Origin of the sequence: Saccharopolyspora galaxeae (genome assembly GCF_016526145.1) — a bacterium.
GTDB lineage: Bacteria > Actinomycetota > Actinomycetes > Mycobacteriales > Pseudonocardiaceae > Saccharopolyspora_C > Saccharopolyspora_C galaxeae.
Genome location: NZ_JADDUE010000005.1, coordinates 405,627 through 429,649, shown reverse-complemented (window position 1 = coordinate 429,649; position 24,023 = coordinate 405,627). Strand labels below are relative to the sequence as shown.

Annotated in this window: 18 protein-coding genes; 11 read left to right on the top strand and 7 right to left on the bottom strand. The window is 70.8% G+C overall.

Annotated elements, in window-relative coordinates:
• Positions 1–84: 84 nt before the first annotated feature.
• Positions 85–1,506, top strand: coding sequence for an MFS transporter (locus tag INP57_RS14715; RefSeq protein WP_307850085.1), 1,422 nt, complete (start codon positions 85–87; stop codon positions 1,504–1,506).
• On the opposite strand, the gene INP57_RS14710 is transcribed toward INP57_RS14715, so the two are convergent.
• The 4 genes from INP57_RS14710 to INP57_RS14695 form a co-directional block, all read right to left on the bottom strand.
• Complete coding sequence (locus INP57_RS14710) at positions 1,487–2,947, bottom strand: APC family permease (protein WP_200070750.1); 1,461 nt, start codon at positions 2,945–2,947, stop codon at positions 1,487–1,489. The genes INP57_RS14715 and INP57_RS14710 overlap by 20 nt on opposite strands.
• A gap of 301 nt (positions 2,948–3,248) precedes the next feature.
• On the bottom strand, positions 3,249–5,369 hold the full coding sequence (locus tag INP57_RS14705; protein WP_200070749.1) for a catalase: 2,121 nt from the start codon (positions 5,367–5,369) through the stop codon (positions 3,249–3,251).
• 65 nt (positions 5,370–5,434) lie between these two features.
• Positions 5,435–5,923, bottom strand: a complete 489-nt coding sequence (locus tag INP57_RS14700; protein WP_200070748.1) for a VTT domain-containing protein — start codon at positions 5,921–5,923, stop codon at positions 5,435–5,437.
• Between the two features lie 151 nt (positions 5,924–6,074).
• Positions 6,075–6,779: a FadR/GntR family transcriptional regulator gene (locus INP57_RS14695; protein WP_200070747.1), complete on the bottom strand. Its 705-nt coding sequence runs from the start codon at positions 6,777–6,779 to the stop codon at positions 6,075–6,077.
• Between the two features lie 180 nt (positions 6,780–6,959).
• On the opposite strand from INP57_RS14695, the gene INP57_RS14690 reads away from it, so the two are divergent.
• From INP57_RS14690 to INP57_RS14655, 8 genes are all read left to right on the top strand, one after another.
• Positions 6,960–8,210, top strand: coding sequence for an SLC13 family permease (locus tag INP57_RS14690; RefSeq protein WP_200070746.1), 1,251 nt, complete (start codon positions 6,960–6,962; stop codon positions 8,208–8,210).
• A gap of 27 nt (positions 8,211–8,237) precedes the next feature.
• On the top strand, positions 8,238–9,689 hold the full coding sequence (locus INP57_RS14685) for an acyl-CoA synthetase (protein ID WP_200070745.1): 1,452 nt from the start codon (positions 8,238–8,240) through the stop codon (positions 9,687–9,689).
• 151 nt (positions 9,690–9,840) lie between these two features.
• A complete protein-coding gene (locus tag INP57_RS14680) occupies positions 9,841–11,136 on the top strand; it encodes a carboxyl transferase domain-containing protein (protein ID WP_200070817.1) in 1,296 nt (431 codons plus the stop codon).
• 738 nt (positions 11,137–11,874) lie between these two features.
• Positions 11,875–12,657 (top strand): 2,3-dihydro-2,3-dihydroxybenzoate dehydrogenase, encoded by a 783-nt coding sequence (locus INP57_RS14675; protein WP_200070744.1) that lies wholly within the window; start codon positions 11,875–11,877, stop codon positions 12,655–12,657.
• Positions 12,658–12,704: 47 nt separating this feature from the next.
• A complete protein-coding gene (dhbC, locus tag INP57_RS14670) occupies positions 12,705–13,961 on the top strand; it encodes an isochorismate synthase DhbC (protein ID WP_233627531.1) in 1,257 nt (418 codons plus the stop codon).
• Between the two features lie 19 nt (positions 13,962–13,980).
• Entirely contained in the window at positions 13,981–15,630 is a 1,650-nt protein-coding gene (locus tag INP57_RS14665) for a (2,3-dihydroxybenzoyl)adenylate synthase (protein WP_200070743.1), read from the top strand.
• A 34-nt stretch (positions 15,631–15,664) separates the two neighbouring features.
• Complete coding sequence (locus INP57_RS14660) at positions 15,665–16,327, top strand: isochorismatase family protein (RefSeq protein ID WP_200070742.1); 663 nt, start codon at positions 15,665–15,667, stop codon at positions 16,325–16,327.
• Positions 16,324–16,572 carry a phosphopantetheine-binding protein gene (locus INP57_RS14655; protein ID WP_200070741.1) on the top strand — a complete coding sequence of 83 codons (249 nt, stop codon included), beginning with the start codon at positions 16,324–16,326 and terminating at the stop codon, positions 16,570–16,572. The genes INP57_RS14660 and INP57_RS14655 overlap by 4 nt, the downstream gene beginning before the upstream one ends.
• 117 nt (positions 16,573–16,689) lie before the next feature.
• On the opposite strand, the gene INP57_RS14650 is transcribed toward INP57_RS14655, so the two are convergent.
• Positions 16,690–18,162 (bottom strand): GAF domain-containing protein, encoded by a 1,473-nt coding sequence (locus tag INP57_RS14650; protein ID WP_200070740.1) that lies wholly within the window; start codon positions 18,160–18,162, stop codon positions 16,690–16,692.
• Positions 18,163–18,428: 266 nt separating this feature from the next.
• On the opposite strand from INP57_RS14650, the gene exaC reads away from it, so the two are divergent.
• Together exaC and INP57_RS14640 are read left to right on the top strand one after the other, a co-directional pair.
• Entirely contained in the window at positions 18,429–19,952 is a 1,524-nt protein-coding gene (exaC, locus tag INP57_RS14645) for an acetaldehyde dehydrogenase ExaC (RefSeq protein ID WP_200070739.1), read from the top strand.
• Positions 19,952–20,344, top strand: coding sequence for a DUF779 domain-containing protein (locus INP57_RS14640; protein WP_200070738.1), 393 nt, complete (start codon positions 19,952–19,954; stop codon positions 20,342–20,344). Before exaC ends, INP57_RS14640 begins: the two co-directional genes overlap by 1 nt.
• A gap of 42 nt (positions 20,345–20,386) precedes the next feature.
• On the opposite strand, the gene INP57_RS14635 is transcribed toward INP57_RS14640, so the two are convergent.
• Positions 20,387–21,961: a beta-N-acetylhexosaminidase gene (locus INP57_RS14635; RefSeq protein WP_200070737.1), complete on the bottom strand. Its 1,575-nt coding sequence runs from the start codon at positions 21,959–21,961 to the stop codon at positions 20,387–20,389.
• A 117-nt stretch (positions 21,962–22,078) separates the two neighbouring features.
• Positions 22,079–23,968, bottom strand: a complete 1,890-nt coding sequence (locus INP57_RS14630) for a propionyl-CoA synthetase (RefSeq protein ID WP_200070736.1) — start codon at positions 23,966–23,968, stop codon at positions 22,079–22,081.
• Between the last annotated feature and the right edge of the window lie 55 nt (positions 23,969–24,023).

Here is a 24,023-nt window from a genome sequence, read left to right as displayed (position 1 = left end):
GTTCCGGTGTGCTGGAGCACGGCCGCGTCGACCCAGGGCGCCCTGAACGCGAACATCTTTCAGCACGACCGGCAGGATGTGGGGGTGACGACTACGAGCACCATCAGCACCGAGCAGCCGGCGCACCGCTGGCCGGCATTGGTGATCTGCCTGCTGGCCGGATTCATGACGCTGCTCGACGTCAGCATCGTCAACGTCGCGCTGCCGTCGATGCAGCAGGGACTGCAGGCGCCGCCGATCGCGCTGGCCTGGGTGGTGTCCGGTTACGCGCTGACCTTCGGGCTGGTGCTGGTGCCGTCCGGGCGGCTCGGCGACGACCGCGGCCGCAGCCGCATGTTCGTGCTCGCGTTGCTGCTGTTCACCGCCGCTAGCGCTATCGCCGGGTTCGCCACAGGGCCGCTGTGGCTGGTGATCGCGCGGCTGGTGCAGGGCGCCGCGGGCGGGATGCTGAACCCGCAGATCCTCGGGCTGATCCAGGCGCTGTTCCACGGTCCCGAGCGGGGCAAGGCGTTCGGGTTGTTCGGCGCCGTGGTGGGGCTGTCCACCGCGATCGGCCCGCTGCTGGGCGGGCTGATCATCGAGGTCGCGGGCGCCGAGGACGGCTGGCGCTGGGTGTTCTTCGTGAACGTGCCGATCGGGCTGGCGGCGCTGGTGTTCGCGCGGAAGTACCTGCCGCGGGACTTGCCGAGCGGACCGGCGCAAAGCCTCGACCTGATCGGCGTGCTGCTGCTGGCGGCCACCCTGCTGTCGGTGCTGCTGCCGCTGGTCGAGCGGGAGAGCAGCAGCGGGACGCCGTGGTGGTTCATGCTGGCCGCGCCGGTGCTGCTGGTGCTGTTCGTGCTTTGGGAGCGTCGTTACCGGGACCGGGGCCGCCAGCCGTTGGTCGACATCCGGCTGTTCGGCATCGGCAGCTACAGCTTCGGCAGCGCCCTCGGGATGGTGTACTTCGCCGGGTTCACCAGCATCTTCTTCGTGCTGGCGCTGTACCTGCAGCACGGGCTGGGGTACTCGCCGCTGCTGGCGGGGCTGTCGATGACCCCGTTCGCCATCGGGTCGGCCGTGTCGTCGGCGGCCAGCGGCCGCCTCGTGCACCGCTTCGGCCGGTCGCTGGTCGTGCTGGGCCTGGTCGCGGCACTGGCCGGGCTGGTTCTGACCGACGTGCTGCTCGGCGCCGGATTCGGCCGGATGGCGGGCGCGGTGGCCGCGCCCGCCCTGCTGCTGGCCGGGATCGGCAGCGGTGCCGTGATCTCGCCGAACCAGACCGTCACGCTCTCCGAGGTCGACAGCGCCAGCGGCGGGACCGCGGCCGGTGTGCAGCAGACCGGACAGCGGCTGGGCACCGCGATCGGCACCGCAACCGCCTCCGGGCTGTTCTTCTCTTCGGTCACCGAAGGCGGTTGGGACGCCGCGATCTCCACCGGGTTGCTGGTGGCGGTCGGATTCGTCGCGCTGGCGCTGCTGATCGCGGTCGCCGAGCAGCTCGTGGTCACACGTCGCCGCCGGTGACCGGCTCCCCCTTGCCCAGCCGCGACTTGCGGTAGCCGTAGAGCAGGTACAGCACCAGTCCCACCGCGAGCCAGGCCGCGAACCGCAGCCAGGTCAGCACGTCCAGGTTCGACATCAGGTACAGGCAGGCGACGGCGGTCAGCACCGGCAGCACCGGGGAGAGCGGAACGCGGAACGGGCGCTGCAGGTCCGGTTTGCGCGAGCGCAGCACCGGAACCGCGATCGCGACGATGATGAACCCGGACAGCGCGCCGATGCTGACCATGTCGGAGAGCTCGGAGATCGGCACGAACCCGCCCAGCAGCATGATCACGATCGCGCCGCCGATGGTCATCCGGTGCGGCGTGCCCCACTTCGGGTGCACCTGGGACAGCTTCGGCGGCAGCAGGCCGTCCCGGCTCATCGCGAAGCCGATCCGCCCGATGGTCACCAGCTGCACCATCATCACCGAGGTCAGCCCGGTCACGGCGCCGAGCGAGATCAGCGCGGCCACCCAGTGCGAACCGACCAGGTGGAACGCGGCGGCCAGCGGCGCGCCTTCGTCGATCTGCGAATACGGCACCATCGCGGTGAGCACCAGCGCCACCGCGACGTACAGCCCCGTGCAGATCAGCAGGCTGCCGAGCAGCCCGGTCGGCAGGTCGCGCCGCGGGCGCTTGGTCTCCTCGCCGAGGTTGGCCAGCGCCTCGAACCCGGTGTAGGCGAAGAACACGATCGCCGCGGCGGTGAGCACCCCGCCGAAGCCGTACTTCGACTGCTCCATGCCCAGCAGCGCGGACACCAGCGGTTGCTCCAGCACGCTGCCGCCCGATGTGCTCAGCTCCGCGGGCGGTACGAACGGTGTCAGGTTGGCGCCGGTGAAGAAGAACAGCCCGGCCACGATGACCAGCACGCACACCGCGACCTTGATCACGACCAGTGCGTTGGTCACCCAGGAGGACTCCCGGATGCCGGAAACCGCCACCACGGTGAGCACCGCGATGATCAGGATGGCGCCGAGGTTGACGGTGGCGTCCTCGCCGAACCATTCCTGCGGCAGCCCGAGCAGGCTGGCGATGTAGCCCGACCAGCTCCGCGATACCACCGCCGAGCCCAGCGCGAACTCCAGCAGCAGGTCCCAGCCGATGATCCAGGCGAAGATCTCGCCCAGCGTGGAGTAGGCGTAGGTGTAGGCGCTGCCCGCTGTCGGCACCGCCGAAGCCAGCTCCGCGTAACAGAGCGCCGCCAGCGCGGCGACCACGCCGCCGATCACGAAGGACAGCACCACGGCCGGTCCGGCGTGGTCCTTCGCCTCGATCCCGGCGAGGGTGAACACGCCGGTGCCGATGATGATGCCGATGCCGAAACCGACCAGGTCCCGGCCGGTCAGCCGTCGCACGAGGCCGCTGCGCTGGGTGCGCGTCAGCACGTCGTCGACGGGAAGTGTTCGGAGAAGACTCACGGGCTAGCACCGTAGGAGATCGCCAACGCGATGGCGAATTTCCAGGCTCGGCGTAACTGTTTCGGTATCGGACCGCGAGAAACGGAACATCGACGCGCCGGCCAATTGCACCGGATCCTCCGGTCGGACATCGTCGCTGCGCACGGGCTTGCTCCAGGTGGCGGTGCCGGGGCGGCGGGAAAAGTGCGGCACGGCGGTGCGGTGCGCCGAATCACGGAATCGCCGACGATCACGCGATTCTGCGCGCCCAGTATTCGGGAAGGGGTTGACGGGGCGGGGCCGCCGAAGCGGCCCCGCCGTCTCACGCCGCGACGGAATCGGTGTCCCGATCCCACACCCGGTGACCGGCGAGCGCGTTGGCGAACTCCGCCAGGAACCCCTCCGGCAGCGCGCCACCGGTCGCGGCGGCGGTGACGACGCCCCGGTCGGCGACCACGCCGTCGCCGCCGCTCGCACCGGCCTGCCGGACGTCGTTGATGCCCGCACGCTGCAGCACGGCCAGCCCCTCATCGCTGGCCGCGACCGGTTTGGCGTGCTTGTACGCCTCGGCGACGAAGTGCACCGCGTAGCCGTCCGCCGACAGCGCCCGCGCGCTTTCCGAACCGCCCGGCACGATCACCGCGTCGTAGACCACCGAGGCCATCGTGCTGATCGCGCGGTCCACGCGGACATCGTCGCCGTCCGAGCCGCGCGCCGTGCCGTCCCGCAACCCGAGCACCTCGGCGACCGCGCCGCGTTCGGACAACCCGCGGCGGATCTGGTCGACCTCGGTCGGGTCGACCCCGTCGCCGACGAGCACGGCCACCTTGCGGGTGGCGATCGTGCCGGTCACCGAGTTCGACTGGCTCAGCGCCGGGGAGCTGCGGCCGTGGTTGGTGGTGACCGCGGACTCCGGCGGCGTGACGCCGATGCCCTCGGCGACCTGCACGGCAAGCTCGTGGTCGACGTGGTTGAGCTGCTCGACCGCGGCCTCCCGCACGTGGTGGTGGTCGACCTTGCCCAGCTCGAACCGGAACGCGGCGATGATGTGCGCCTTCTCCCAGGACGCCATGCTGTTCCAGAACAGGGTGGCCTGGCTGTAGTAGTCCTTGAAGCTCTCGCTGCGCTTGCGGATCTTCTGGCCTTCCACCTTCTCCTGGTAGTGGTGGAACGCTCCCTCGTCGGTCCCGGCGATCACCGGGCAGCCGCCGCTGAGGCTGTTCTTGGTGTAGCTGGTGCGGCCCCGGTGGATCCGCTGCTGCTGGAAGCCGTCGCGCTGGTTGTTGCTGACCTCGGCGACCGGCCGGTTCACCGGGATGTGCGCGAAGTTCGGCCCGCCCAGCCGGATCAGCTGGGTGTCCAGGTAGGAGAAGTTGCGGGCCTGCAGCAGCGGGTCGTTGGTGAAGTCGATGCCCGGGACCACGTTGGCGGTGTGGAACGCGACCTGCTCGGTTTCGGCGAAGAAGTTGTCCGGGTTGCGGTTGAGCACCAGCTTGCCCACCGGACGCACCGGGACCTCCTCCTCGGGGATGATCTTGGTGGCGTCCAGCAGGTCGAAGTCGAAGTCGTGTTCGGAGGATTCGTCGACCAGCTGCACGCCCAGTTCCCACTCCGGGTATTGGCCGGTCTCGATGGCCTCCCACAGGTCCCGGCGGTTGAAATCCGGGTCCTTGCCGCCCGCCTTCTGGCACTCGTCCCAGACCAGCGAGTGCGTGCCGAGCATCGGCTTCCAGTGGAACTTCACGAAGGTGCCCCTGCCCTGCGCATCGACCAGGCGGAACGTGTGCACGCCGAAGCCCTGCATCATCCGGTAGCTGCGCGGGATCGCCCGATCCGACATCAGCCACATCATCATGTGCAGCGTTTCCGGTTGCAGCGAAACGAAGTCCCACAGCGTGTCGTGCGCGGACTGCGCCTGCGGGATCTCGTTGTCCGGCTCCGGTTTCACCGCGTGCACGAAGTCGGGGAACTTGATCCCGTCGTGGATGAAGAACACCGGCATGTTGTTGCCGACCAGGTCGTAGTTGCCCTGGCTGGTGTAGAACTTGGTCGCGAAACCGCGCACGTCCCGGACGGTGTCCGCGGAACCCCGCGAACCCGCGACGGTGGAGAACCGGATGAACACCGGCGTCTGCTCCTGCGGGTCGGTCAAGAACTTCGCCACCGTGTAGTCCGCCAGCCAGCCGTCGTAGGGCTGGAAGTAGCCGTAGGCGCCCGCGCCGCGCGCGTGCACCACCCGCTCCGGGATGCGTTCGTGGTCGAAGTGGGTGATCTTCTCGCGCGCGTGGAAGTCCTCCAGCAACGTCGGACCGCGCTCGCCGACGGTCAGCGAGTCGTCGGTGTGGTCGACTCGCACGCCTTGCTGGGTGGTCAAGTAGGTGTCTTCGACGTCCTTGCGGACGCCGTCGAGCTGCTCCTGCTTGTCGCCGTGGTGGGAAGCCATTACCTACCTCCGGGTGGCCGGAACCTGCCCTCAGCGGGTGCCCTCGCCCGGAGGTCGTTATGCGCTCAGCCGAAGAACGGCAGCTGGTGCACCACTTCGGGGGCGCCTGCGACGATCAGGAAGTGGATCGCGCGGCCGGTGAGGCTCACCGCGAGGAAACCGAGCAGGGGCAGGCCGGCGGCGCCGGACAGGAAGCACAGCACGGTGAACGGCGGAAAGCTCAGCACCGCGCTGACGAACAGGACGCCCAGCCCCCACCACGGGTGTTGCTCGGTGCGGGAGTGGAACTTCTCCAGCAGAGCGGCCCAGCGGCCGCCCTCGCGGGCCTCGGTCATCCTGCCGAGGCGCCTGCCGAGCGAGAAACCGCCGCGACCGGCCAAGAAGAACAGCGTCTTGCCCAGCATCTGCCCGACCGCCGCGGCCAGGCCCAGCGCCCACCAGTTCAAGCCTTCGACGGTGCTGAGCACACCGACCAGGTAGAGCTCGATGTTGGCCAGCGGGAAAACGCTGCCCAGCAGGGCGGTGCCCGCCGTGGCCAGCAGCCAGCCGATCATTGGGGGCCTGCGGGCCGGGGGCGGGCGGGGATCAAGGATTGCTCCACTGCGGTCGGGACGGCGAGACGAAGCCTAACCGCACCGTTCCCGGTGCCATCGCGGCAGGCCAGGCTCGGCGGAGGGTGTCCGCGATGGGGGATTCGCCGCGGTTTCAGTCCGCGTCCGGATCCCAGCTGAGCAACCGGACGCGGCTGACGGTGCGCAGGTGGCGGCGCATCGCGGTGACCGCGGTGCGGGCGTTGCCCGCGCGGATCGCTTCGGCGATGCGCTCGTGCTGGCGCAGCGACTGCGGCGGGCGGTTGGGCTGGCGCAGCGACTCCTGGCGGCTCTCGGCGATCTCGTCGGCGATCGTGCGCATGAAGTCCGCGAGCATCGTGCTGTGCGCGGCCGCGGTGATCGCGGCGTGGAACCGGCGGTCCCCGTCGCCGCCGAGGTCGCCGGCTTCCACCTGGCCGCGCATGTCGGCCAGCGCCGCGTCGATCTCGGTCAGGTCCTGCTCGGTGCGGCGTTCGGCGGCGAGTTCGGCAAGCTTCGTCTCCAGCGCCTCCCGGGCGTCGAGCACGTCCGGCAACCTGCGGCGCCGCGCCACCAGCTCTTCCACCGGCTCGCTGTCCAGCACGCGCTCGCGCAGGTAGGTGCCGCCGCCGTGGCGCACCTCGACGAGGCCCTGGACTTCCAGGACGACGATCGCCTGGCGCACCGAGGCGCGGCTCACCCCTAGCCGGTCGGCCAGCTCCCGTTCCGGCGGTAGGCGGTCGCCGACGTCCAGCCCGGAAGCGGCGACGTGCTCGCGCAACCGCACCACGACCTGCTCGTAGAGCTTCGGCCGGGTCAGCGGGCGCAGCGCGTCGGACACCTTCGGCCTCCAGCGGACGGATCGACAGCGCCCAGATTAGCACCGGAGATCTCGGTCAGAGGTTCGTCCAGTCGACCAATTCAGCCTTGACGGTGTTCGGGCCGAGGCGCAAAGTGGTCCATCCAGTGAACCAATGTCCCCGCGGCCTCGCGGTCGCGGGGATGACGAGGGGAGACAACGGTGTCGCCCGAGTTGATCTCGATCTTCGCGCTGGTGGCCTGCTTCGCGTTGGCCACGACGATGTCGGTGAACATGGGGGTGCTGGCGTTCGCCGCCGCGTTCGCCGTCGGCAAGCTCGCCGGCGGGCTCTCCGACGACGACATCTTCGCCGGCTTCCCCGGCGACATCTTCGTGGTGCTGGTCGGCGTGACCTACCTGTTCGCGATCGCCCGGGCCAACGGCACCACGGACTGGCTGGTGCACTGGGCGGTGCGGCTGGTCGGCGGACGGCTCGCGGTCATTCCCTGGGTGATGTTCGGTGTCGGTGCGGTGCTCACCGCGATCGGCGCGGTCAGCCCGGCCGCGTGCGCCATCGTCGCGCCCATCGCGCTGAACCTCGCGGCCCGGCACGGCATCAACCCGCTGCTGATGGGCGCGATGGTCGTGCACGGAGCGCAGGCAGGCGGGTTCTCGCCGATCAGCGTGTACGGCGTGATCGTCAACGGCGTGGTCGCCGACAACAAGCTGCCCGGCAGTCCGCTGGTGCTGTTCCTCGGCAGCTTCGCGGCGAACCTGCTGATCGCGGCCGTGGTCTTCGTGGTGCTCGGCGGCATGCGGCTGGCGCGCAGCCAGCCGGTCGCACCCGATCAAGAGGAATCGGCCGAGTTCATGCGGCTCACCAGAGACCGGGTGCTGACGTTGCTCGGGCTGGTCTCGCTCGTGGTGTGCACGTTGGTGTTCGAGCTGGACGCCGGCCTGGTGGCGATGACCGTGGCCGTGGTGCTGACCGTGATGTCGCCGAAGGCGGCCGCGAACGCTCCCGCGGAGGTCACCTGGCCCACGGTGCTGCTGATCTGCGGTGTGCTGACCTACGTCGGCGTGCTCAAGGAAATGGGCACGATCGACTACGTGGGCCACGCCGTGGCCGGGGTCGGATTGCCGCTGCTGGCCGCGGTGCTGCTGTGCTACATCGGCGGCATCGTCTCGGCGTTCGCCAGTTCGGTCGGACTGATGGGTGCCTTGATCCCGCTGGCCGTGCCGTTCCTGGAGACCGGGGCGATCGGAGCGGTCGGCATGGTCACCGCGCTGGCCGTCAGCGCCACGCTCGTCGACGTCAGCCCCTTCTCCACGAACGGGGCGATCGTGCTGGCCAACGCGAAGGGCGTCGATCGGGAAGTGTTCTTCCGGCGCCTGCTGGTTTACGGCGCAGCGGTCGCCGCCGCGGGCCCGGCAGTGGCCTGGCTCATTTTCGTCGTCCCCGGTCTGGGGTGAAATTGCAACGGAGCTCGGAGGTACGCCATGGATCGCGCAACGGAGTTGTTCCCGAAGCTGCGGCGCCCGGACGACGAGGAGGCGTTGCGGTTCGGTGACCGCGCGCTGACCTACCGGGAGCTGGCCGCGGCCGCGAGCGGCATCGCCGAGCGGGTGGGGCGCGCCGAACGGGTCGCGGTGTGGGCGACCGCCGAACTGGAGACCTGCGTGGCCGTGGCAGGCGCGCTGGCCGCCGGGGCAGCGGTGGTGCCGATCAACCCGAAGGTGGGCGAGCGGGAACTCGAGCACATCGTCGGCGACAGCGAGCCGGGATTGCTGCTGGCGGCGCCCGGGTTCCAACCGCCCGAGGTGCTGCGGCAGATCCCGGTGCACGAGGTCGACCTGGCACCGGGCAGCGGAGCGCTCCCGCCCAAACCGGACGAGGAATCGCCCGCGCTCGTCGTCTACACGTCCGGCACCACCGGACCGCCGAAGGGCGTGGTGCTTCCGCGCCGCGCCATCCGGGCGAACCTGGACGCGCTGGCCGACGCGTGGGAGTGGACCGCCGAAGACGTGCTGGTGCACGCGCTGCCGCTGTTCCACGTGCACGGCTTGATCCTCGGCACGCTGGGACCGCTGCGGCTCGGCGGCACCGTGCACCACCTCGGCAAGTTCTCCCCGCAGGCGGCGGCCGATGAACTGGCCGGGTCGGCGACCATGTTGTTCGGGGTGCCGACCATGTACCACCGGCTCGCCGACGACGCCGAGCGCGATCCGGACCTGGCGAAGGCGGTCGGCCGGGCGCGACTGCTGGTGTCCGGATCGGCCGCGCTGCCCGCCGTGGAGCACGAGCGGATCTCGCGATCGACCGGGCAGCGCGTGGTGGAGCGCTACGGCATGAGCGAAACGATCATGAATTCCGGGGTCCGGGCATCCGGTGACCGCAGACCCGGTTACGTCGGGCTGCCCTTCGACGGGGTGGAGATCAAACTCGTCGACGACGCGGGCCGGGACATCGAAGTCAGCGACGACGAGACGGTAGGGGAGATCCTGGTTCGCGGGAGCAACCTGTTCACCGGCTACCTCAACCGGCCGGACGCCACCGCGGAGGCGTTCGCGGACGGCTGGTTCCGCACCGGTGACGTCGCAACCCGGGCGGCCGACGGCTACCTGCGCATTGTCGGGCGCAAGGCCACCGACATCATCAAAAGCGGCGGTTACAAGATCGGCGCCGGCGAGATCGAGAACGCGCTGCTGGAGCACTCGCTGGTCGCCGAGGTCGCGGTCGCCGCCGCACCGGATCCGGACCTGGGCGAGCGCATCGTCGCCTGGGTCGTGCCCGCAGGCGAGTTGACCGACCGCGACGGCACGGCCGCCGAGCTCACCGAACACGTCGCCCGACTGCTCACCCCGCACAAGCGGCCCCGCGAGGTGCGGTTCGTGGACTCGTTGCCACGCAACGAGATGGGCAAGATCATGAAGAAGGCCCTGCATGGTTGACCAGCGCGGGAACGGCGTGCGCGTCCTGATCGAGTCGCTGTGCGCGGACTTCGAGGAGTTCGAGGTCCCGCACACCGGCACGGCTGCGGGCGGACCGGAGCCCGCGGCAGCCGCGTTCGATCATGTTGCGGATGCGGACCCGGACGAGCGGATGGCGCCGGATGTGAGCAACCCGGACGCGGTTTCCACCGCGGACGGCCCGCTGCGCTGGCCCGGCTACGACGAACAGCGGTGCCGCGCGGCCGAACGCACCGGCGCCGACGAATCCGTGCTGTGCGGACAGGGACGCATCGGCGCCGGGCAGGCCGTGTTGATCGCGTTCGAGTTCGGTTTCCTGGGCGGTTCGGTCGGGGAGACCGCTGGAGCCCGCGTGGTGCACGCCTTCGAGCGGGCGCGCGAGCTGCGTCTGCCGGTGATCTCCCTGGTCGCATCCGGCGGCAGCCGGATGCAGGAGGGCATCCGCGCGCTCGCACAGCTGCAGGCGATCGCCCGCGCCTGCCTGCTGACCCGGCAGGCGCGGATCCCGCACATCACCGTGCTGCGCAACCCGACGACGGGCGGCATGTGGGCGTCCCTGGCCGCAGGTGCCGACATCGTGCTCGCCTCCCCGGAAGCCGATGTTGCCTTCGGCGGCAGCCGGGTGCGCACCCCTGACGAGAAGAGTGCTTCGTTCACCGCCGCGGGCAAGGTCACCGACGGTCAGGTCGACCGGCTCGTCGACGACACCGAGCTACCGCAGGTGCTGGCCCGGCTGGTGGAGCTGCTGCACCCGCAACGCCTGGTCCGCCCGCCGGCCCCCGCCGACCTGCCGGAACCGATCACCCGGCGACCCGAGCCCGGCACCGGATGGGATGCCGTTCGCCGCGCCCGCGCCGCCGACCGGCCGCATGCGCAGGACTACCTCGACCGGTATTTCACCTCCCGGTTCTCGTTGAGCGGAGACCGTGCCGGCGGCACGGACTCCGGGATGTTGTGCGGAATCGGCGAACACGACGGGCGTCCGGTCGCTTACGCCGCGCAGGACGGCACCGCCAACAACCCGGCGGGTTTCCGGACCGCCGCGCGCTTGGTGCGCCTCGCCGACCAGCTCGGCCTGCCGGTGCTGACGCTGGTGGACACCCCCGGTGCCGCCAACGACGCCGAGGCCGAGCGCACCGGCGTCGGCCCGGCCATCGCGGAGCTGTTCACCGCCGTGGCCGAGGCCAGGGTGCCGATCACCACGCTGGTCATCGGTGAGGGCGGTTCCGGGGGAGCGCTCGCGCTGGCCGCGCCGGAGTCCACCTGGATCACCGCGGACGCCTACTTCGCCGTGATCGCCCCGGAATCGAGCGCGGCGATCCTGAAGCGGCCGCCGGAGGAGGCACCGGAGTTGGCCGACCGGCTCAAGCTGCGTCCGCAGGACCTGCTCGAACTCGGCTTCGTGCGGGGTGTGGTCCCACCCGCGTGAAACCGCGCCGTGCGCTACCGGGCGGCGCGCGGCCCGCGATGCCCGTCGGTACCCGGGAATTCCTGCCGGGAGCGCCCACCACAGGCGGCGGCCGGGAAACCGGCACATCGCCGGATTTCCCGATTCCCCCGCGAAGCCACATTGCCCCGCGAAGCCACGTCGCTTCCGCGATAGGCCGAAGCATGGAACCGCGCTGCACCGCGGGAACGGTCGATTTCCGAGATCGGCACGGTCGGTTCGGAACGATCGCGCCCTGCGCCGCTAACCGACAGCCGCTCGCGCTTCGGTAATCGTCCGACTGCAGGTGGCCCGAGCCCGGGTCCCGGGGCTGGGCGGGCTCCCGGCGTTGGGCGGGGTCTCGGTGCTGGGTGGGGTCTCGGTGCTGGGTGGGGTTCGGCTGTTCTGCTGCTCGCTCATCCATGATCCCGAGTATCCGGCCTCGAACAGTCGTTCGCCATAGCTTGATCGGGTGGATCAACGCACCGGATCTCCCCGCGCGCTGTGCGTCGCCGGGCGGACTTCTCCCGAATCGGCCCCGGCTCGCCGAAAGCCGCGACCGCAGTGAGTCATGCCTCTTCCGCTGGCCACGCACCGACGATTCGACGGGAAAATTGCGCGGCGATCGCAAATGTGACGGTCATCCCCTACCGGTTTGGTCAGCGGTCAGGTTAGCCTAACCATACAGGCTCGCGGCATCGCCGCAGCGCACCGCGCGCCGTTGTGGGAGGAAAGGACGCAATGGACCGAACTGGCATCAGCGGCCGAACGGCCGTGGTGACCGGAGCCGCCCGCGGGATCGGTGCCACGGTCGCCCACGCGCTGGGCGAGCTGGGGGCCACCGTGGCCGCTGTGGACGTCGACGCGGAAGGGCTCGACGAGCTCGCCGCGGCCGCGCAAGCCAAGCAGCGCCGGATGCTGGCCTGCCCGGCCGACGTCGCCGATGCCGACGCGGCACGGGCCGCGGTGCGCCGCGCGGAGGACGAAGCAGGCCCGGTCGACATCCTGGTCAACGTCGCCGGAGTGCTGCACCCCGGCAAGGTCGCTGAGCTTTCCGACGCCGACTGGCACCGGACCTTCGCGGTGAACACCAACGGCGTGTTCCACATGTGCCGCGCGGCCGCAGAGCTGATGATCCCGCGCAGCCGCGGCGCCATCGTCACGGTCGGTTCCAACGCGGCGGGCGTCCCGCGTCAGGGAATGGCCGCCTACGGCGCGTCCAAAGCAGCGGCCACGCTGTTCACCAAATCCCTCGGCCTGGAGCTGGCCGAGCACGGCATTCGTTGCAACGTGGTCTCGCCGGGCTCCACCGACACCCCGATGCAGCACGCCCTGTGGGACCAGCAGGGTGCCGCCGCGGTGATCGCCGGCTCGCCGGAAACGTTCAAAACCGGCATCCCGCTGGGCAAGCTGGCCACCGCGGAGGACATCGCGGAGGCGGTGGTGTTCCTGGTCTCCGAGCAGGCCGGGCACATCACCATGCACGACCTCTACGTGGACGGTGGCGCCACGCTGCGCGCCTGAGACCGCGCGCCCGGCCCACTCCGCAACGCCTCGCACGGAAGGCTCACATGACCACTGACAGCGACACCGGCACCGGCATGTTCCGGGACACCGCGGACGCGGCCGAACTGCTCGCGGAGTACGCGGCGGGCTCGTCGTTCTTCTTCGCCTCTCCGCGCGGTTCGATGCTGGCCCGCGGGGTGGACGCCACGGTGCCCAAGACGACGTGCGCCTACGGACGCTCCGGGCTTCCCCGGAGGGTGGCGGATTTCCTGCGCCACGCCGAGGAATTCGGCCGCCGCGATCCGCTCGTGGTGGGTGCGGTGCCGTTCGACGGGGATCTGCCCGCGCACCTGGTGCTGCCCAGCGAGGTCGTCCGCGCGCAACCGCTGGGCGAGTCGGCGGTGGTGGCCCCGGCGGCGGAATCGGCCGGCGGCGACTACGAACTGCGCCAGGTGCCTGCGCCGGGCGAGTACGAGCGGGCGGTGGAGCGGGTGCTCAAACGGCTGCGCAGCGCCGAGTTGAGCAAGGTGGTGCTGGCCCGCTCGCTGGAACTGTCCACTGCGGACCGAATCGATCCGGCGCGGATGCTGCGCAACCTGGCCGCCGCCGATCCCGGCGGCTACACCTACGCGGTCGACCTGCCGCGGCGCGGCGCCGACGGTTCGCGGGACAACTTCGGCCCGCAGCCCGAACTCGCGCGCACGCTGCTGGGCGCGAGCCCGGAGCTGCTGGTGTCGCGGCACGGCACCCAGGTGCGGGCGAACCCGATGGCCGGCTCCCGCCCGCGCAGCGACGACCCGGCCGAGGACCGCCGCCGCGCCGCGGAGCTGCTGGAGTCGGACAAGGACCTGCGCGAGCACGCCGCCGTCGTGGAGGCGGTCGCGGACGCGTTGCGCCCGTACTGCACCGAACTCGTCGTCCCGGAGCGTCCGTCGGTGCGCAGCACGGCCGCGATGTGGCACCTGGCGACCGAGGTGACCGGTGAGCTCGCCGACCCCGCCACCTCGTCGCTGCAGCTGGCAGTGGCGATGCACCCGACGCCCGCGGTGTGCGGTACTCCGCCGGAACCCGCGCGGCAGGCCATCGCCGAGGCCGAGCCGTTCGAGCGCGGCTTCTACACCGGGATGGTCGGCTGGTGCGACGCGGCCGGTGACGGCGAGTGGGTCGTGACGATCCGCTGCGCGGAGATCGAAGATGCGGCGCTGCGGCTGTACGCGGGCGCGGGAATCGTCGAGGGCTCCGATCCGGCCGAGGAGCTCGCCGAAACCTCCGCCAAATTCCGCACCGCGTTGTCGGCCATGGGGTGGTCCGGCGCGCTGTAGTCGCACCCGTTCTTGGCCAATGATCGAAGAGGAATGCACGATGCTGCCCGGATGTCCCACTTGGCCCGAAGATTTCGCCCGCCGCTACCGGCGAGCCGGTTACTGGCGCGGGGAGACCTTCGGCGCGCTGCTGCGCGCCCGCGCGGCCGAGCGCGGCGATCGGGTCGCGATCGTCGATGAGCGGCGCCGGATCACCTACGCCGAGCTCGACGAGCGCGCGGACCGGCTGGCTGCCGGGTTGCGTGAGCTGGGGATTGCCCGGCAGGACCGCGTCGTGGTGCAGCTGCCGAACATCGCGGAGTTCTTCGAGGTGTGCTTCGCGCTGTTCCGGCTGGGCGCGGTGCCGGTGTTCGCGCTGCCGTCGCACCGGCTGACCGAGGTGTCCTACTTCTGCGAGTTCAGCGCCGCCGCTGCCTACATCACCTGCGACGTGGAGGCCGGGTTCGACCACCGCACGCTGGCCGCCGAGGTGGCGGGGAAGGTGCCGGGGCTGGGGCGGGTGCTCATCGCGGGCGATCCGGGCGACACCGGCTTCACCGCGCTGTCTGATGTGGACGCAGAGCCGTCCGAACTGGACGGACCGGATCCCGGCGACATCGCCTTCCTGCAGTTGTCCGGCGGTAGCACCGGTGTTCCGAAGCTGATCCCGCGTACCCACGACGACTACCTGTACTCGTTCCGCGCCAGCAACGACATCTGCGGTGTCACCGCGGACACGGTGTACCTGGCGGCGCTGCCGATCGCGCACAACTTCCCGATGAGTTCCCCGGGAACGTTCGGCGTGCTGCACGCGGGAGGCCGGGTGGTGCTCGCGCGGCGCTCCAGCCCGGACGAGGTCTTCCCGCTCGTCGAAACCGAACGGGCCACGCTGGTGGCGGCCGTGCCGCCGCTGGCGCTGGTGTGGCTGGACGCGGCCGAGCACACCGAGCACGACCTCTCCAGCCTGCGAGTGCTGCAGATCGGCGGCGCGAAGTGCAGCGAGGAGGTCGCGCGCCGGGTGCGGCCGGTGCTGGGGGCGACGCTGCAGCAGGTCTTCGGCATGGCCGAGGGCTTGGTGAACTACACGCGGCTGGACGATCCGGAAGAGGTCATCGTCGGCACGCAGGGCCGTCCGATCTCCCCGGACGACGAGGTCCTGGTGGTCGATGACGACGACAACCCCGTCGCAGCAGGGGAAACCGGGCACCTGCTCACCCGCGGTCCGTACACCATCCGCGGCTACTACGACGCCGAGGAGCACAACGCGAAGGCGTTCACGCCGGAAGGCTTCTACCGCACCGGCGACGTCGTCCGATTCACCCCGGAAGGCAACATCGTGGTCGAGGGCCGCGCCAAGGACCAGATCAACCGCGGTGGCGAGAAGGTCGCCGCCGAAGAGGTGGAGAACCACCTGCTGGCGCACCCGTCGGTGCACGACGCCGCGGTGGTGTCCATGCCGGACCCGTACCTCGGCGAGCGCACCTGCGCCTTCGTGGTGCCGCGCGGGGAAGCGCCGAAACCGCGGGAGCTGATCAAGTTCGTCCGGCAGCGCGGGCTGGCCGGCTACAAGGTGCCCGACCGCGTCGAGTTCGTCGACCGGTTCCCGCAGACCGGCGTCGGCAAGGTCAGCAAGCGCGACCTGCGCGCGGCGATCGAGCGGGACCTCGTCCCCGGACTCCAGCGGCGCTGAACGGATTTCGCAGCGAGGACAGGAGGAATCACCGGTGGGGTTGCCGACGATCGCGCCGTATCCCGTGCCGCGGCAGGACGACCTGCCGCCGAACCGGGTGGATTGGCGAGCGGATCCGGCGCGCGCGGTGCTGCTGGTGCACGACATGGAACGCCACTTCGTGGGCGCGTACGCGCCGGAAGGCGAACCGCTCAGCGAGGTCGTGCCGAACATCCGCGCACTGGGCGCGCAGGCGCGCCAGGCCGGGGTGCCGGTGGTCTACTGCGCCCAGCCCAGCGGGCAGAGCCCGCAGCAGCGCGGGCTGCAGCTGGAGTGGTGGGGGCCGGGCGTGGCCGACGCCGCGCAGGAAGCCATCATCGAGGAACTCGCGCCCGAACCCGGCGACGTGCGGATGACGAAGTGGCGCTACAGCGCTTTCCAGCGCACCGAGCTGCGTTCGATGCTGCACGAGTGGGGACGCGACCAGCTGGTGATCACCGGCATCTACGCGCACATCGGCTGCCTGATGACCGCGGCGGAGGCGTTCCAGCAGGAGGTGCAGGCGTTCCTGGTGGCCGACGCGGTCGCGGACTTCTCCGCGGAGGAGCACGCGATGGCGCTGCGCTACGCGGCGAAGCGGTGCGCGGTGGTCGAGTCGGCCGAACGGCTCGTCAAGGATCTCGCGGGCAGCGCGGTGACGGGAGTGGAGAACCGATGAGCGCGAAGCTGACCCTGGACGACGTGCGGGCCGACGTGGCGGAACTGCTCTACGAGGACCCTTCCGAGCTCGCCGACGACGAGAACCTGCTGGACTGGGGCCTGGATTCGGTGCGGATCATGAGCCTGGTGGAGCGGTGGCGCAGGCTCGGCGTGCAGATCACCTTCGCGGACCTGGCAGAACGTCCGAGCCTGGCGGACTGGTGGAGCGTGCTGGAGCCGAAGGTCGCCGAAGCGCAGGACTGAGTTCGCGGCGGGCGGTTTCGCCATCGGCCCGATTCGGCGCTGAACGGCGCGAATAAGCGGGGAGCACCGCGGACCGCGGGTCGGTCGAGCCCCGCCCGGCGCAACGCCTTCGGCGATTCACTCGACCAGCAGCCGGTTCAACCGCGCGGCCACCGTGGCACGCCGCCAGTCGTGCACCGGCAGCGCTTCGAGCAGCACCTCGTGCACCTCGATGTCGTGCTTGCCGACTTCCGCGTCGGCCAGCCGCCACAGCGCCTCGGCGTCCCGCGCGGCCAGCACCGCACCGCGCACGCCGGTGATCAGGTCTTCGCGCTCCTCGTGGATCAGCGGCGCTTCCGAAGCGGGCAGCAGCGGGCCGTGCAGCTCGAGCGCGGCCGAGACCTCGCCTGCGCGCAATGCCTTGCGCAGGCGCAGGAAATCCGCGTCGACCTCGGCGGCGAGCCGGTACGGCTTGGTGCCCACCACGTCGTGCCCGAGCTGCGCGCGCAGCCGGTGGATCTCCGCGCGCACGGTCACCGGGTTGCCCTGCTCGCCGTGCAGCGCCAGTGCGAGCTGCTCGGCGTTGACGCCGTCCGGGCGCAGCGCCAGCACGGCCAGCAGCTCCGCGCGGCGGGGGCTCAGCGCGACTTCGCGGCCGCGCAGCCGCGCGGTCGGACGGGGAGTGAGGAAGTCGAGCCGCAACGTCGGCGCGCGCGTCTTGGACGCGGGTGACGGTGCGCGCAGCAGGTAGCCGTCGTCCAGCGGCTCGATCCGCGCCTCGCGGCCGGACAGCAGCAGCGCCCCGTCCGGCCGGTCCAGCTCGACCCGTTCCGGCAGCGCCAGATCACCGGGCTCGGCGGCGATCACGCGGCCGGAGGAACTCAGCAGCGCGGCCGGTTCGCCCTGCAACGCGTGCAACGCGTGCAGGTTCCGCTCCCGCAGCTGCTCGTCGCGGCGCGTCATCCGCTCCCGCAGCTCGCTTTCCACCAGCGTCGCGGCCGCCGATACCAGCGCGGGCAGCGCCGGGTGCATCGTATGCAACGGGCCGCTGAGGTCGATGGCGCCGAGCAGCCGCCCGGTCTCCGGGTCGTGCACCGGCGACGCCGCGCAGGTCCACGAGTGGTAGCGGCGCACCAGGTGTTCGGCGGAGTGGATCTGCACCGGCAGCCCGGTCGCGAGCGTGGTGCCCATCGCGTTGGTGCCGATCGACGACTCCGCCCACCGGGTGCCCTCCGCCAGCCACACCCGGTCGGCGTCGCGGCAGACGTCGCGGTGGCCCTCCCGCCACAGGATGTTCCCGTCCGCGTCGGTGACGATCATGATGTGCGTGGTGCCGTCCGCGGCGTCCAGCAACGTCCGGCGCAGCAGCGGCACGCACTCCGCCAGCGGATGCGCAGCCCGCACGTCGCAGAGCTGGTCGGAGCCGAAGGTGACCGGGGGCTCCCAGCGTTCCGGATCCACGCTGGCCGCCAGCGACCGCTGCCACGACTCGGACACCACCGCGCGGGGCGCTCGCGGTGCGGGCTGCCCGGAGAGCACGGCGGTGTGCACCCGCCGCAGCAGGTGGGCCCGCTCCAGCGGGTCGGCCGGGGTGTCGTCGGTGTGGTTCATGGCTCCTGTACGCCGCGGGATCTTCACCGGTGGTCCGGTGCGCCGCACCTGCTCGTGGAACCGTCCTCGCGGTCTCGCGCGGGCGGTGCTCGCGGGCTGCTCCGGTGGTGCGCCGTACCACGCCCGTTCGGCTCATCCTGAACGGTGACGATCGTTACGAGCAACCATCCTCACCCCAATGCTGCTCGCCGCGGCAACGCATCTGCAACGTCGCGCTCCGTAGGTTCCCCGCCCGAGACCGCACAACGTCGTACGGGAGGCACCAGATGACCCGCTTCGCAGCGCCGGGCACCGAGGGATCGGTCGTCGAATACAAGTCGCGCTACGACCACTTCATCGGTGGCGAATACGTGTCCCCGGCCAAGGGTGGTTACTTCGACAACCCCACGCCGGTCAACGGGCAGGTCTTCACCGAGATCGCCCGCGGCACCGCCGACGACGTGGAACGAGCCGTGGACGCCGCCGAAGGCGCGGCCGCCGCGTGGGGCCGCACCGCACCCACCGAGCGAGCGGGGACGCTGCTGGCGATCGCCGACCGCATGGAGCAGAACCTGCAGAAGCTCGCGGTCGCCGAGAGCTGGGAGAACGGCAAGCCGATCCGGGAGTGCCTGGCCGCGGACATCCCGCTGGCGATCGACCACTTCCGCTACTTCGCGGGCGCGCTGCGCGCGCAGGAAGGGTCGCTCTCGCAGATCGACGAGAACACCGTCGCCTACCACTTCCACGAGCCGCTGGGCGTGGTCGGGCAGATCATCCCGTGGAACTTCCCGATCCTGATGGCGGTGTGGAAGATCGCCCCGGCGCTGGCGGGCGGCAACGCGATCGTGCTCAAGCCCGCCGAGCAGACGCCCGCATCGATCCACGTGCTGCTGGAGGTCATCGGGGACCTGCTGCCGCCGGGCGTGCTCAACGTGGTCAACGGTTTCGGCGTCGAAGCGGGCAAACCGCTGGCGTCGAACTCCCGCATCCGCAAGGTCGCCTTCACCGGCGAGACCACCACCGGGCGGCTGATCCTGCAGTACGCCAGCGAGAACATCATCCCGGTGACCGTGGAGCTGGGCGGCAAGAGCCCGAACATCTTCTTCGACGACGTCGCCGCGCAGCGCGACGCCTTCTACGACAAGGCGATCGAGGGCTTCACGATGTTCGCGCTCAACCAGGGCGAGGTGTGCACCTGCCCGTCCCGGGCGCTGGTGCAGCGCGGCATCTACCAGGACTTCATCGCCGACGCGGTCGCGCGCACCGAGACCATCAAGCAGGGTCACCCGCTGGACACCGAAACCCAGGTGGGCGCGCAGGCCAGCAACGACCAGCTGGAGAAGATCCTCGCCTACATCGACATCGGCAAGCAGGAGGGCGCCAAGATCCGCACCGGCGGTGAGCGCGTCGACCTCGGCGGGGAGCTGTCCGGCGGCTACTACGTGCAGCCCACGATCTTCGAGGGGCACAACAAGCAGCGGATCTTCCAGGAGGAGATCTTCGGCCCGGTCGTGTCGGTGGCCTCGTTCGACGACTACGACGACGCGCTCAAGACCGCCAACGACACCCTCTACGGCCTCGGCGCGGGCGTGTGGTCGCGGGACGGCAACACCGCCTACAAGGCGGGCCGGGACATCCAGGCGGGCCGGGTGTGGGTGAACAACTACCACGCCTACCCGGCGCACGCGGCCTTCGGCGGCTACAAGCAGTCCGGCATCGGCCGCGAGACGCACAAGATGATGCTCGACCATTACCAGCAGACGAAGAACCTGCTGGTCAGCTACTCGGACAGCGCCCAAGGGCTGTTCTGATGGACGAGCCCGGCCGAGTGGCCGTGACGCCGGAGGCGGCGGAGCTGATCCGCCGCCTCCGCGGCGAGCACGGCCAGGTGATGTTCCACCAGAGCGGCGGCTGCTGCGACGGCAGCGCACCGATGTGCTACCCGCAGGGCGAGTTCCGCACCGGAGCGTCCGACGTGCATCTCGGCGATCTGGCCGTGGACGACGAGGACGGCGCGCCGAATCCGGTCCCGGTGTGGATGTCCGGCCCGCAATACGAGTACTGGCAGCACACCCACCTGACCATCGACGTCGTGCAGGGGCGGGGCAGTGGTTTCTCCCTGGAGGCGCCCGAAGGCGTGCGCTTCCTGATCCGCTCGCGGCTGTTCACCGACGAGGAATGGGCCGCGCTGGGTTCGCACTGAACCACCCGTTTGCTCGGGTGCGGCCCGCCCGGCCGCACCCGCTCACGGCCACGGGAGCTGCGGGGAGCGGGTGAACCCGATGCCCGCCGCCTCCCAGCGCGGTGCTTGCGCGGCCAGCCGCGCCCGGAACGACTCCCAGTCGTGCGTCGCGGCAGGGGACCAGCCGAGTTCGGCGATCGCGGGCAGCCGGGGGAACGCCATCACCTCCAGGTGCGCGGAGTTCTCCAGCGTCTCGGTCCAGATCGGTGCTTCCACGCCGAGCACGGACTCCTCGCCGACGCCCTGCAGGTGCGCGGCCGGGTCCCAGCCGTAGGCGTCGGCGACTTCGACGTAGCCGGCCCAGTTCAGGCCGAGTTCGGTCGACTCGTCGTACTTCATGTCCAGGTAGGACCTGTTCGCGGGCGACATGAGGATCTTGCTGCCACGCGCGGCGGCGGCCGCGACCTCGGCCGCCTCCGGGTCGGCGGGATCGGTTCCCCAGTACTGCACGACCGCCGGATTCTGCGGTGTCGCCTTGGCGTACTCGTGCCAGCCGACGACGGTCTTGCCGTGCGCGCGCAAGATCGGCAGCGCGCGGCGCATGAACGCCCGGTACTGCTCGTCGGTCGTCGCGTCCGCCTCGTCACCGCCGATGTGCAGGTAGGGGCCGGGCGTGAGCGCGGCGATCTCGCCGATCACCTCGTCCAGGAACCGGTACGAGATGTCCTTGTCCACGCACAGCGAGCTGAACCCGACCTCGATGCCGGTGTAGAGCGGCGGCGCCACACCGTCGCAGTTGAGCTCCGCGTAGGACGACAACGCGGCGTTGGTGTGCCCCGGAACGTCGATCTCGGGGACGATCGTGATGTGCCGCGAAGCGGCGTAGCGCACGATCTCGGCGTAGTCCTGCTGGGTGTAGAAGCCGCCGGGGCCGCCGCCGACCTCGGTGCTGCCGCCGTGCTCGGTCAGCCGCGGCCAGGACTCGATCTCGATGCGCCAGCCCTGGTCGTCGCTCAGGTGCAGGTGCAGAAAGTTGATCTTGTAGCGCGCGATCTGGTCGATGTAGCGCTTGACCTGCTCGACGCCGAAGAAGTGCCGCGCCACGTCGAGCATCGCCGCGCGGTGGCCGAACCGGGGCCGGTCGGCGATCGCACCGCCCGGGATCGGCCACGGCCCGGGCTGCGGGTCCGCGCTCTCGATCTGCGGAGGCAGCAGCTGCCGCAGCGTCTGCACGCCGTTGAACAGCCCCTCGGGCGTTCCCGCGCGCAACGTGACGGTTTCGGCGGTGACTTCGAGGCGGTATCCGGCTTGGCCGAGCCCCGCGTCATCGAGGCGCAGCACGAGATCGCCCCGTTCGCCGGTCGGCAAGGCGTAGCCGGTCGCCGGGCGCAGCACACCCGCGAGGTACTCGGCGACCCCTGCGGCCGCCGGGTCCGCGCCGATCGCGCTGTCCGGCCCCAGCTCGAAGCGCACGCCCGGCGCCTCCCGCACCGACTCCGGCACCGGGATCACCTGCTGCATCCGAGATCCCTGCGCCGCACGTGCGGATGGTGCGGCGCCCAGCGCGCCCGCCGCGACGGCGCCGCCGAACAGGGCCATCGCCGCACGCCGCGGGAACTCGATCGGGAAGTGGTTCATCGGCTCGCTCCCGGCTCGGAAGATCGTGGAGACCAAAGGTATAGACCACGATCCGCCGCCGGGAGCGGCCGAACGGACGTATCGGGCACCGAGCCGGCCCGCACGATCAGCGCAGGCTCACTCCCGCCGACCGCGCAGCGCTCCGCGCAAGCCGTCCAGCACCGCCGGGTCCTCGATCGTCGAGGGAACCTTCGCGTCGCCGGTGTCGGCGATCTCGCGCATCGACTTGCGCAGGATCTTGCCGGAGCGCGTCTTCGGCAGCCCGTCCACCACGTCGACGTCGCGGAACGCCGCCACCGGCCCGATCTGCTCGCGCACCGCGGCGACCAGCTCCGCGCGCAGCGTCTCGTCGTCGATCTCCACGCCGGACTTGAGCACCACGAATCCGCGCGGCACCTGGCCCTTCAGCGGGTCGTGCACCCCGATCACCGCGCATTCGGCCACCGCCGGGTGCCCCGCCAGCACCGCCTCGATCGAACCCGTCGACAACCGGTGCCCGGCCACGTTGATCACGTCGTCGGTGCGTCCCATGACGAACACGTAGCCGTCCTCGTCGATGTAGCCGCTGTCGCCGGTGCGGTAGTAGCCGGGGTAGCGGGACATGTACGACTCGTGGAACCGCGCGTCGTCGTTCCACAACGTCGGCAGCATCCCCGGCGGCAGCGGCTGCTTGATGCAGATCGCGCCCTCGGTCCCGGCAGGCGCCTGCTGCCCGGACTGGTCCAGCACCCGGACGTCGAAACCGGGCACCGGCACGGTCGGCGAACCCGGCTTGACCGGCATCGGCTCCAGCCCGCGCAGGTTCGCGCAGATCGGCCAGCCCGTCTCGGTCTGCCACCAGTGGTCGATCACCGGAATCCGCAGCCGGTCCACGGCCCACTGGTACGTCTCGGGATCCAGCCGCTCGCCTGCCAGGAACAGGGTCTGCAGGCTGGAGACGTCGTAGCGGTCGAGCTCCCGAGCCTCCGGATCGACCCGCTTGATCGCGCGGAACGCGGTCGGTGCGGTGAACAGCGCCTTCACCCGGTGCTCGGAGATCACGCGCCAGAACGCACCGGCATCCGGCGTGCCCACCGGCTTGCCCTCGTAGACCACCGTGGTCGCCCCGGCCAGCAGCGGTGCGTACACGATGTAGGTGTGCCCGACGACCCAGCCCACGTCGGAGGCCGTCCAGAACACGTCGCCGGGCCCGATGTCGTAGATCGCGCCCATCGACCAGTGCAGCGCCACCGCGTGCCCGCCGTTGTCCCGCACGACGCCCTTGGGGCGGCCGGTGGTGCCGGAGGTGTAGAGCACGTAGAGGGGATCGGTCGCCGCGACCGGCACGCAGTCGGCAGGTTCGGCCGTCGCGACTAGTTCGTCCCAATCGACGTCGTCCGGGCCGAGCTCGGCGGGGGACTGCGGCCGCTGCAACATCACCACACCGCCCGCGGGCCGGTGCTCGGACATCCGCAGCGCCTCGTCGACGATCGGCTTGTACTCCACCACCCGATTCGGCTCGAGTCCGCAGGAGGCGGCCACGATCACCGCCGGCTGGGCATCGTCGATGCGCGCGGCGAGCTCCTTGGGCGCGAATCCGCCGAAGACCACCGAGTGCACCGCGCCGATCCGCGCGCAGGCCAGCATCGCCACCAGCGCCTCCGGGACCATCGGCAGGTAGATGATCACCCGATCGCCCTTGCCGACACCGCGCGAGCGCAACGCGCCTGCGAACCGCGCGACCCGGTCCAGCATCTCCTGGTAGCTCCAGCTGAGCTGCTCACCGGCCATCGCCCCGCCTGCCATCGCGGAGTCCCAGATCACCGCGGTCCGCGCGCCGTGCCCGTCCCGCACGTGCCGGTCCAGCGCGTTGAAGCAGGTGTTGAGCACACCGTCGGCGAACCACCGCCCGGAATCCGCCAGCGCCCGCTCCGGTGCCCGGTCCCATTCGATGCCGCGGGCGGCATCGAGCCAGAACCCGTCCGGATCGGACAGACTGCGCCGGTGCGCGTCGGCGTAGGCGCCCATGACCACGACCTCCCACGTGCGGCTGTTCAGGTGCCGAAGTCCTACCGCACGGCAC